Source organism: Micromonospora sp. NPDC049529, from assembly GCF_055586685.1.
Window position 1 is genome coordinate 66,131 of record NZ_JBVJHT010000019.1, and the last position, 9,357, is coordinate 75,487.

A 9,357-nucleotide genomic window follows, 5' to 3' on the forward strand; every position below is an offset into this window, starting at 1 on the left:
GGCCGGCATGACCTCGATCGTCGCCCTCGCCTTCCTCATCCCGCTGGGCCTGTCGTTGCAGCAGGAGGCCCGCGAGCACGCCCTCGCCGACGCCGGCCGACACGCGGCCGTGGTGGTCGGTGCGCTGGCCGCCGGGGCGGACGCGGCGATGCTGACCCAGGTGATCGGGCAGTTCGCCGACGGTCCGGCCGACCGGCCGGTGGTGCACGGGTTGGAGACCGGCGGCACCCCGCGGGCCAGCGAGGCCGATGTCGACCGGGCCCGCGCCAGTGGTGAGCTGGTGATCGCCGACGTGGACGGCGGGGTGGTCCGGCTGGAGCCGGCGTCGCTCGGCGACCGGGTAGCGGTGGTCGAGGTCTTCATCCCCGACTCGGCGCTGAAGCCCGGAGCCGGTGGCCGCTGGCTCACCCTGATCGCCATCGCGATCGGGCTGGTGGTGGTCTCGGTGATCGTCGTGGACCGGCTCGCCGGTCGGGCGGTCGCGTCCGCCCGTGGACTGGTCCAGGCCGCGCTCGCGGTCGGCGACGGTGATCTCGACCTGCGGATCGAGCCCAGTGGTCCACGGGAGCTGGCCGAAGCCGGGTACGCCTTCAACCGGATGGCGGACCGGCTGGTCACCTCCCGCACCGACGAACGTGAACTGGTCGCCGACCTGTCGCACCGGTTGCGTACGCCGCTGACCGTACTGCGGCTCGACGCCGACGCGCTCGACTCCGACGACACCAGCGTCGGCTCGTTCAGCGAGGCGGAGCTCGACCGGCGCCGGACGATCCGGCGGATCCGGCAGGCGATCGTCACCCTGGAGGGTGAGATCGACGTGCTGATCAACACCACCCGCAAGACGGTCGTTCAGGAGACCGAACCGGGCATGTGCGATGTCAGCGAGGTGGTCCGGGACCGGATGGTGTTCTGGGCGGCGCTCGCCGGTGATCAGAACCGGCCACACCGGATCAGCGGCGCCCAGTTGCGCATTCCCGTACCGGTGCCCCGGGCCGAGCTGGCAGCGGCCCTGGACGCGGTGCTGGGCAACGTGTTCCGGTACACCCCGCAGGGCACGGCCTTCGAGGTCGCGGTCTCCCGGCGGGACGGTTACATCGCGGTCCGGGTCGACGACGCCGGTCCGGGCATCGCCAATCCGGACCGGGCGTTGCGCCGGGGCGCGAGTGACCGGGGTTCGACCGGTCTGGGGCTGGACATCGCCCGACGGGTGGCGTTGCAGGCGAACGGCTCGGTCAGCATCGACCGGGCCCGGCTCGGCGGGGCCAGCGTGGTGATGCTGCTCGCCGACCCGGAGGCGACACCGCGCCAGGTCAGCCGGTTCGGGCTGGTCGGCCGGTTGGCCCGCGAACGCGACGGCAAGGGCCGCCGCCAGGCCAAATCCGGCGGTACGGAGAACTGACTCCGGGACGGGCCGTCGTGCTCCGTCCACACAGGTCCAGCACACCGGGTCTCCACAGTGGAGGCCCGGTGTCCGGTCGTCCACCGGAAATCAGTAAGAAATCTTCAAGTTCAGCTTAGGTCTGGATTAACCGCGCCGTACGCGCTGCCCGCTGCTGGCAGGATTGGCACCGATCCCACCAGTTCCGCCGGACTATCATTTTCCCCACGCGGTCCGGCGGGAATTCGTGCGCGCGGCGGGACTTGGTCCCCCACACCCCGTCCCGTCGCGCGCGCCAGCTCGGCGAACGCCACGGCGCCGTCCGACCGCCCCCTCGGTCGGCCCGGCACCGTGGCGTTCGCCCCACGTACGCTGGCCCGGCGCGGCCGCCCGCAGCACCCCACGCCGGGCCAGCCCCATTTCCCGGTCAGGATCCGCTGGTGGCGAGGTAACCGTCGATCTCGGCGATGATCCGCTGCTGTTCCGGTGCGGGCAGGAACGACGCGGTGACCGCGTTGCGGGCCAGGGCGGCGACCCCGTCCGGGCCGAGGTCGAGCAGGTTGGCCGCGACGGCGTACTCCTGCTCCAGGGTGGTGCCGAACATCGGTGGGTCGTCCGAGTTGATGGTGACCAGCACCCCGGCCGCGACCAGCGCGGGCAGCGGGTGTTCCGCCATCGCCCGGACAGCGCGGGTCCGGACGTTCGACGTCGGGCAGACCTCCAGCGCGATCTGCCGCTGCGCCAGGTACTCCAGCAGTTGCGGGTCCTGCGCGGCCGAGATGCCGTGCCCGATGCGCTCCGCGCCCAGCTCGCGCAGCGCGTCCCAGATCGTCTCCGGGCCGGTGGTCTCCCCGGCGTGCGGCACCGAGCGCAGCCCGGCCGCCCGCGCCCGGTCGAAGTACGGCTTGAACTGCGGTCGCGGCACCCCGATCTCCGGTCCGCCGAGCCCGAAGCTGACCAGCCCCTCGGGGCGCTCCTCCAGGGCGATACGCAGCGTCTCCTCGGCGGCCGGGAGTCCGGCCTCGCCGGGGATGTCGAAGCACCAGCGCAGTTCGATGCCGAGTTCGGCGCCGGCTGCCTTGCGGGCGTCCTCGATCGCCTCGCAGAACGCCGGTGCCGGGATCCCACGCCGCACGTGCGAGTACGGGGTGACGGTCAGTTCGGCGTACCGGACCTCCTGGCGGGCCAGCTCGCGGGCCACCTCGAAGGTCAGGATCCGTACGTCCTCGGGGTCCCGGATCAGGTCCACCACGCTCAGGTAGACCTCGATGAAGTGGGCGAAGTCGCGGAAGGCGAAGTAGTCGGCGAGCGTGGCCGGGTCGGCGGGGACCGGGGTACGCCCCTCGTGCCGGGCGGCCAGTTCGGCCACGATCCGCGGTGACGCGGAGCCGACGTGGTGCACGTGCAGTTCCACCTTGGGCAGTCCGGCGATGAAGGCCGAAAGGTCGGTCACGAGTTCTTCCTAACTACGGGTGATGCACCCGTCACGGCACGGGAGCCGGTCCGGGCGACGAAGAAGTGGCGACGGAACGGGAAGTACACCAGGCCGTCCCGGACCGGGTACGCCTCGGCAAGCCGCTCGTTGAGCGCTCCCCGGAAGTCGGCCCAGGCGGGGGTGTCGCCGCCGAGACCGGCCCGGACCGGTCGCAGCGCGGTCCCCTCCATCCAGCTCAACACCGGGTGGTCGGCCTGGTCACGGGCGGGCAGCAGGTGCACGTAGGTAGTTTCCCAGGCGTCCACCGCGCACCCGGCACCGGTCAGCAGCGCGGCGTAGCCGACCGCGTCGGAGACCGGCGCCGGCCGCAGCAGGTCCCGGAGGTGGTCTCCCCAGCGCGGGTCGGTGGCGACCTCGGCCAACGCCCGGTGCGAGGCGGCGTCGAAGTTGCCGGGCACCTGGACGGCGAGCAGGGCCCCGGCCGGCAGTTGCGCGGCCCACCGCGTCAGCAGCGCCTCGTGACCGGGCACCCACTGGAGTACGGCGTTGGAGACCACCAGGTCGACCGTCGGGTCCGGGGTCCAGTCGCGTACGTCGGCGACCGTGAAGTCGACCCCGGAGCCCAGCCCGAGGGCCTTGGCGATCATCTCGGGCGACGAGTCGAAGCCGCTGATCCGCGCCTGTGGCCAGCGCTCGCGCAGGGTCAGGGTGAGGTTGCCGGGGCCGCAGCCGAGGTCGACCACGCTCCTCGGGGACTCCACCGGCACCCGGGCGAGCAGGTCGCGGAAGGGGCGGGAGCGTTCGTCGCCGTACCGCAGGTAGGCGTTCGGGTCCCACATCATCGGCCTCCAAACCGTACGTACGTCTTGTTTCGAGGATAGGGGCAGGTCGGCACCGTGTCAGCCCCGGGGGTCTAGGCTCCGGTTCGTGGAAAAGCGCAGCTTCCCCCGATTGGGGCGTGAGGTCGGTGTGGTCGGGCTCGGGGCCTGGCAGCTCGGCGCGGACTGGGGCACGGTCGGCGAGGACGAGGCCCTCGACATCCTGGCCACGGCCGTCGAATCCGGGGTCACCTTCCTCGACACCGCCGACGTGTACGGCGACGGTCGCAGCGAACAGCTGATCGGCCGGTTCCTGCGGGAGCGCCCGAACTCGGGGCTGACCGTGGCGACCAAGATGGGCCGACGGGTGCCGCAGACCCCTGAGGCGTACACCCTGGACAACTTCCGGGCCTGGACCGACCGGTCCCGGGCCAACCTCGGCGTGGACCGGCTCGACCTGGTGCAGTTGCACTGCCCGCCCACGTCGGTCTTCGGCGACGACCGGGTCTACGACGCCCTCGACACCCTGGTCGAGCAGGAACGCATCGCCGCGTACGGGGTGAGCGTGGAGACCTGCGAGGAGGCCCTGACCGCGATCGCCCGACCGGGCACGGCCAGCGTCCAGATCATCCTCAACGCGTTCCGGCTCAAGCCGCTGGAGCGGGTGCTGCCCGCAGCAGCCGCCGCCGGGGTGGGCATCATCGCCCGGGTTCCGCTCGCCAGCGGCCTGCTCTCCGGCCGGTACGACGAGCACACCACGTTCGGCGCCGACGACCACCGCAACTACAACCGGCAGGGGCAGGCGTTCGACGTCGGCGAGACCTTCTCCGGGGTCGACTTCACCGTCGGCCTGGAGGCCGTCGGACGGCTGCGTCCACTGGTCCCGGCCGGGGCGACGATGGCCCAGTTCGCCCTCCGCTGGGTCATCGACCAGGCGGGCGTGACCGTGGTGATCCCCGGTGCCCGCAACCCCGGACAGGCCCAGGGCAACGTGGCCGCGGCCGACCTGGCACCGCTGCCGGCGGAGACGCTGGCCGGCGTCAACGCCGTCTACGACGAGCTGATCCGGCCCCAGGTACACGACCGCTGGTAGGTGTCGACCGTGGCGCCGGGCTCCCCCGGCGCCGCCTCGACAGCAACCCCGTCTGTCTCCGCCCGAGCGCAGGACGCGTCGAGCCCCGTGACCACTGCTGGCCACGGGGCTCGACGTCGATCCGGTGATGGATCACATACAGGGCCGGCGGCGGCCGGCCGTCACTGAATCAGATGGGGCGGACCTGCTCAGCCTGCGGGCCCTTCTGGCCCTGAGCGATCTCGAACTCCACCCGCTGGTTCTCCTCCAGCGTGCGGTAGCCGCTGGACTGGATCGCCGAGAAGTGGACGAACACGTCAGCACCCCCGCCGTCGACGGTGATGAAGCCGAAGCCCTTGTCTGCGTTGAACCACTTCACGGTTCCCTGCGCCATGTGTATCTCCTTCTAAACTGGCGGCCGAGCACGCCGTGCGGCCGGTTGGCCGTTTTCGAGCAGCGGCGCCTGATCGGCCCCCACCAAGGGAGACTTCTCCACCCCGCTGTCTCTAACAGCGGGGAACAGCAAACCACGTACGCAAAAACTTCGCACAGCCTACCCGACGATATTCTCCGACATGTGACCTGAACGCCCGCGACTTGCTCGCCCAACGATCGATCGCGGACCCGTCCTCGGGCGACGATCCCCCGGTCAGGGGCACTGCCGGGCGGCACGGTACGGGTACGGCGGCTGTCCATCATGCTCGGCCGCCCGGGCCCGTCGGAGACGTTCACGCATCGTCGTACCCGCTTGTGGTTACCAGCGGTGGCGATAGGGGCACTTGCCGATACCGAGAGCGATCGAGTGGCGAGCAAAGGAGTGCTTCGGGACCTTTGCCGGGAGTTCGCATAGCGTTTACGGGTACGTCCGACCGTACCGAGTGCCGACGACCATCGGGGTGCCGGTTGCGCCACCGATCGCGCCTACTGCGGCCAGCTTCCGGTCAACCGCCGTACGCCGACCGCACTACCCCGGTCGACCGCGGCCCGGACCACCGCGAAGATCGCCCCCTGCAACGCGGCGGCGGCCAGGATCTCACCCCAACCCCGGTCCTCGTCGGTGGCGCCGGGCGCCTCGCCGTCGCCGGCCGTCACCTTCCAGACCTGCCGGAACAGGGCTCCGGCCAGCACTCCGGCGCCCATGCCGAGCAGCAGTCCGACCGGCTTGTAGGCGGCCCGGCCGATCCCCGCGCTCACCGCTGCCCCCGCCGCAGCACCAGGTACGCGACCGCCGCCGCCAGCGCCAGCGCGGTGAGCGCACCGGCGGCCCAGGGCGCCGGCCGGCGGTGGACCGCCCGGTTCGCCTCCGAGACCGAGGAGCGGATCTCGCCGGCCCGCTGCTCCGCCTGCGTCCGGGCCTCTCCGGTGAGCTGGGCGGCCTGTCCGCGCAGCCGGCCGGTGACCTGGGCGGCCGAACCCTTGATCCGCGCCTTGACATCCGCCTTGGCGGCCAGCGCCTGGACGGTTTCGGCCAGTTCGGCACGGGTTTGCTGGATTTCAGCCCGCAACGCTTCGTGGTCGCCGTGGCCATTACTCAAAGTCATGGCTGTCCCCTGTCCTTGACCGCTGCGGTGACCGTGTCGACGTCGGCGCGCACGCTCCGCACCGCCGCGCTCGGCATCGGCGGTACCGCTCGGCTCACCTGACTCTTGCCGATCACCGCGAGCAGTCCGGCCCCGACGAACAGCACCCCGGCGATGATCAGGGCCGCCGCCCAGGCCGGCAGCACCAGGTCGAGCGCGAGGATGGCGGTGGTGACCAGCGCGCCCAGCCCGAAGAAGGCGAGCGCGCCACCACCGCCGAAGAGCCCGACGCCGATCCCGGCGTGCTTGCCCTTCTGGGCGAGTTCGGCGCGGGCCAGCGCCAGTTCGTCGCGGATCAGCTTCGACACCTGTTCGGTGCCGTGCTGAACCAGCTCGGCGACCGACTGTTCGGCCACCGGCCGAATGACCTTGCCGTCACGCAGGTCGGCCATGGTGTCCCCCTATCCGCTTGCCGACCTGTATGCCCCGACTCGCACCCGGGCAATCCTGTTCGGCCGAAGATTCGTCCCCCTGCCGCCACGGCGGAAGGAGTCCCCCTCCCACCCTGGAGGAAGGAAGGCTCCCCCGGTGCCGATTCCGCACAGGAAGGGCGACTTCCCGGTTCCCGGCGCGCTCTCCCGGCTCCCGGTGGCGTTGGCGTTGGCGTTGGCGTCGACGGGCGCCTAGCTCCTGCTGGCGTTGGCGTCGACCGGTTCGTCCGGTCCGACGAAGGTGCTGCTGCGCGCGTCGCCGTCGTCACTGCCGCCGAACACCCGGGCGTCGTCGGCGGCCTCGGTGGCGGGCGCCGCCGGCCCGTCCCGGCCGGGAGGCTGGACCCGCTGCCAGTCGAAGCCGCCGTTGGCGTCGCCGACCTCGGCCCTGGTCCGGGGCAGGGCGGTCGGACGCTGGTCCCGGATCCAGCCGACCAGGTGCTCCCGGACCAGGCAGCGCAGATCCCACAGGCTCGGCGCGTCGGCGGCGCTGACCAGGGCCCGGACCCGGACCAGGCCGCCGGTGGCCTCGGTGACCTGGAGTACGCAGACCCGCCCGTCCCACAACTCGGTCCCCTCCACCAGGCGGCGCAACTCCTCGCGCATCGCCTGGACCGGTACCGACCAGTCCACATCGAACTCGGCCGTGCCGAGCACCGCCGCGCGGGTACGGGTCCAGTTCTGGAACGGCTTGCTGGTGAAGTACGAGGTGGGCAGGATCAGCCGCCGGTCGTCCCAGATCTGGACCACCACGTAGCTGAGGGTCAGCTCCTCGATCCGCCCCCACTCCCCCTCGACCACCACCACGTCGTCGAGGCGTACCGCGTCGCTGAAGGCGAGTTGGATGCCGGCGAAGACGTTGCCGAGGACCGTCTGTGCGGCCAGCGCGGCGACCACGCCGATCACCCCGGCGGAGGCGAGCACGCTCGCGCCGACACCCCGGACGCTCGGGAAGGTCATCAGGGCCGCGCCGAAGGCTAGGACGACGATCACCGCGATGGTGACCCGGCGCAGCATCACCACCTGGGTCTTGATCCGCCGAGCCTGCCGGTTGTCCGGTACGTCGGTGCGGAACCGGGCCAGCGCCGTGTCCTCGGCGGCCAGCAGTACGGCGCCCACCAGCCAGGCGGCGCCGGCGATGATCCCCAGCACCAGCAGGTGCAGCAGCACCTCGCGCCAGGTGGTGCCCACGGCGTAGTCGGTGTTGCCACGGATCGCGACCTGGACGGCGAAGACCGTACCGGCGAGTTGGAACGGCCGGTGCCCGTGTTCGGACAGTTCGACCAGCAGCAGCGACCGCCGGCCGAGCCAGTGCAGGGCGCGGTAGAGCACCTCGGCGACGAGCAGGGCGATCGCCGCGGCGCCCAGCACGGCGGCGATGGTCTCGGCGTACTCCGGAACGTCCGGCACGGTTGTTCTCCCCTGGTACCGGTCGGGTTCCCGCGCACGCGTGACCGGTGTCCCGCGCGGGTCGGCGGCTGGCGCCGGCCTGCGGGGGAACACCGGTCAGGCGGTACGGGTTCCTCGACCTCTGAGCAGATGCGGTGGCTCGGGTGGCGCGACGTGGTCCAAGTGACCTGGATTAACCAGTTCTATCCGGGCTAAACCTTGCGATACCGGGCCTGGACGAAACAGAAGGCACCGAACGCCGCGATGCCGAGCGCGACCAGCGACAGCAGGAACGTGCCGTACGCCTGCTCACGCAGGGTGTGCAGGGCGGCGTCCAGCCCTCGGGCCCGGTCCGGGTCGTAGTTGACGGCGGCGGTCAGCAGGAGCACTCCGGCGATGCCGTACGCGACGCCCTTGGCGCTGTAACCGGCGACGCCCAGCCGGCGGCTCAGGGTCCGGGTCTGCGGGCTCATCTGCTCGGTCATCAGGTGCTTCTCGAAGTGCTTCTTCACCCCGTAGACGACCAGCCCGACGCCGAGCGCGGCGAGGGCGAGCCCGGCCAGTCCGACCAGCCAGCGCCCGCCGGAGGAGGCCATCATCTCCTCGGTCAGCGCCTGAGACTTGTCGGCGCTGGACGAGTTGGCGTGGTTGAACACCTGGTACGCGGTCCAGGCGAAGTAGAGGTAGACAAGCGTCCGGCCGGCGGAGGCGAGGCGTTCCAGCACCCGCTCGCGGCCCCGGTCCTCGGTGTGGCCGACGGCGGCCTCGAAGGCCTGCCAGATCGCCATGGCCAGCAGGCCGATCGCGATCGCGATCACCAGGAACCGGCCCAGCGGCTGTTCGGCGAGCGTACGCAGGGCGCCGGACTGGTCGCCGTCGTCGGCGGCGGTGCCGAACGCGATCTGCAACGCCAGCCAGGCGAAGAGGAGGTGGACGATTCCGTAGCCGACGAACCCGGCCCGGGCCAGCGCGGCCAGGGCGGGGCTGTTCGCGGCGCGGGAGGCGGCACGGGAGGCGGTGGCTTCGGCACCGCGGGTCATCGACATGGCCGTGTCATTGACCGTTCGGCATGATTTCCAAACGTCGGGCGCGACACACCGGCGGCCCGACACGCCGACGGGGTGGTCGGCCGGTGGGGGGGGGGGGGGGGGGGGGGGGGGGGAAAGGGGGGGGGGGGGGGGGGGGGGGGGGGGGGGGGGGGGGGGGGGGCGGGAGAGGAAGAAAGAAAAAAAAAAAAGAGGAAGGAGGGAGAGG

10 protein-coding genes are annotated in these 9,357 nt (G+C 71.7%); 2 read left to right on the plus strand and 8 right to left on the minus strand.

The genetic code is table 11. The annotated features are described in order from the left end of the window. Nucleotides 1-7: 7 nt before the first annotated feature. The gene (locus ACZ6QQ_RS28765) at nt 8-1,399 is read left to right on the plus strand and encodes a HAMP domain-containing sensor histidine kinase (RefSeq protein ID WP_465880636.1); all 1,392 of its coding nucleotides are present in this window, start codon (nt 8-10) and stop codon (nt 1,397-1,399) included. A 406-nt stretch (nt 1,400-1,805) separates the two neighbouring features. On the opposite strand, the gene ACZ6QQ_RS28770 is transcribed toward ACZ6QQ_RS28765, so the two are convergent. Both ACZ6QQ_RS28770 and ACZ6QQ_RS28775 read right to left on the minus strand, forming a co-directional pair. After that, nucleotides 1,806-2,831, minus strand: coding sequence for an adenosine deaminase (locus tag ACZ6QQ_RS28770; RefSeq protein ID WP_465880514.1), 1,026 nt, complete (start codon nt 2,829-2,831; stop codon nt 1,806-1,808). After that, nucleotides 2,828-3,652, minus strand: a complete 825-nt coding sequence (locus ACZ6QQ_RS28775; RefSeq protein WP_465880637.1) for a trans-aconitate 2-methyltransferase — start codon at nt 3,650-3,652, stop codon at nt 2,828-2,830. Before ACZ6QQ_RS28775 ends, ACZ6QQ_RS28770 begins: the two co-directional genes overlap by 4 nt. An 88-nt stretch (nt 3,653-3,740) precedes the next feature. Here ACZ6QQ_RS28775 and ACZ6QQ_RS28780 point away from each other — a divergent pair, with 88 nt between their 5' ends. Beyond that, the gene (locus tag ACZ6QQ_RS28780; protein WP_465880515.1) at nt 3,741-4,724 is read left to right on the plus strand and encodes an aldo/keto reductase; all 984 of its coding nucleotides are present in this window, start codon (nt 3,741-3,743) and stop codon (nt 4,722-4,724) included. Between the two features lie 169 nt (nt 4,725-4,893). Here the strand turns inward: ACZ6QQ_RS28780 and ACZ6QQ_RS28785 are convergent, their stop codons facing one another. From ACZ6QQ_RS28785 to ACZ6QQ_RS28810, 6 genes are all read right to left on the minus strand, one after another. Beyond that, nucleotides 4,894-5,097 (minus strand): cold-shock protein, encoded by a 204-nt coding sequence (locus ACZ6QQ_RS28785; protein WP_091424054.1) that lies wholly within the window; start codon nt 5,095-5,097, stop codon nt 4,894-4,896. Nucleotides 5,098-5,624: 527 nt separating this feature from the next. After that, nucleotides 5,625-5,897, minus strand: coding sequence for a DUF4235 domain-containing protein (locus ACZ6QQ_RS28790; RefSeq protein ID WP_465880516.1), 273 nt, complete (start codon nt 5,895-5,897; stop codon nt 5,625-5,627). Further along, the gene (locus ACZ6QQ_RS28795) at nt 5,894-6,244 is read right to left on the minus strand and encodes a DUF3618 domain-containing protein (protein WP_465880517.1); all 351 of its coding nucleotides are present in this window, start codon (nt 6,242-6,244) and stop codon (nt 5,894-5,896) included. The genes ACZ6QQ_RS28790 and ACZ6QQ_RS28795 overlap by 4 nt, the downstream gene beginning before the upstream one ends. Further along, entirely contained in the window at nt 6,241-6,675 is a 435-nt protein-coding gene (locus tag ACZ6QQ_RS28800; protein ID WP_465880519.1) for a phage holin family protein, read from the minus strand. Before ACZ6QQ_RS28800 ends, ACZ6QQ_RS28795 begins: the two co-directional genes overlap by 4 nt. A 231-nt stretch (nt 6,676-6,906) precedes the next feature. After that, complete coding sequence (locus tag ACZ6QQ_RS28805) at nt 6,907-8,124, minus strand: mechanosensitive ion channel family protein (RefSeq protein ID WP_465880520.1); 1,218 nt, start codon at nt 8,122-8,124, stop codon at nt 6,907-6,909. Nucleotides 8,125-8,315: 191 nt separating this feature from the next. Continuing rightward, nucleotides 8,316-9,149, minus strand: coding sequence for a DUF1206 domain-containing protein (locus ACZ6QQ_RS28810; protein WP_465880521.1), 834 nt, complete (start codon nt 9,147-9,149; stop codon nt 8,316-8,318). Nucleotides 9,150-9,357: the final 208 nt, after the last annotated feature.

Excerpts from the sequence above, each read along its gene's own strand:
- ACZ6QQ_RS28765 (WP_465880636.1), top strand. The coding sequence starts at position 8 with ATGACCTCGATCGTCGCCCTCGCCTTCCTCATCCCGCTGGGCCTGTCG.
- ACZ6QQ_RS28775 (WP_465880637.1), bottom strand. The coding sequence starts at position 3,652 with ATGTGGGACCCGAACGCCTACCTGCGGTACGGCGACGAACGCTCCCGC.
- ACZ6QQ_RS28785 (WP_091424054.1), bottom strand. The coding sequence starts at position 5,097 with ATGGCGCAGGGAACCGTGAAGTGGTTCAACGCAGACAAGGGCTTCGGC.
- ACZ6QQ_RS28795 (WP_465880517.1), bottom strand. The coding sequence starts at position 6,244 with ATGACTTTGAGTAATGGCCACGGCGACCACGAAGCGTTGCGGGCTGAA.
- ACZ6QQ_RS28800 (WP_465880519.1), bottom strand. The coding sequence starts at position 6,675 with ATGGCCGACCTGCGTGACGGCAAGGTCATTCGGCCGGTGGCCGAACAG.
- ACZ6QQ_RS28810 (WP_465880521.1), bottom strand. The coding sequence starts at position 9,149 with ATGTCGATGACCCGCGGTGCCGAAGCCACCGCCTCCCGTGCCGCCTCC.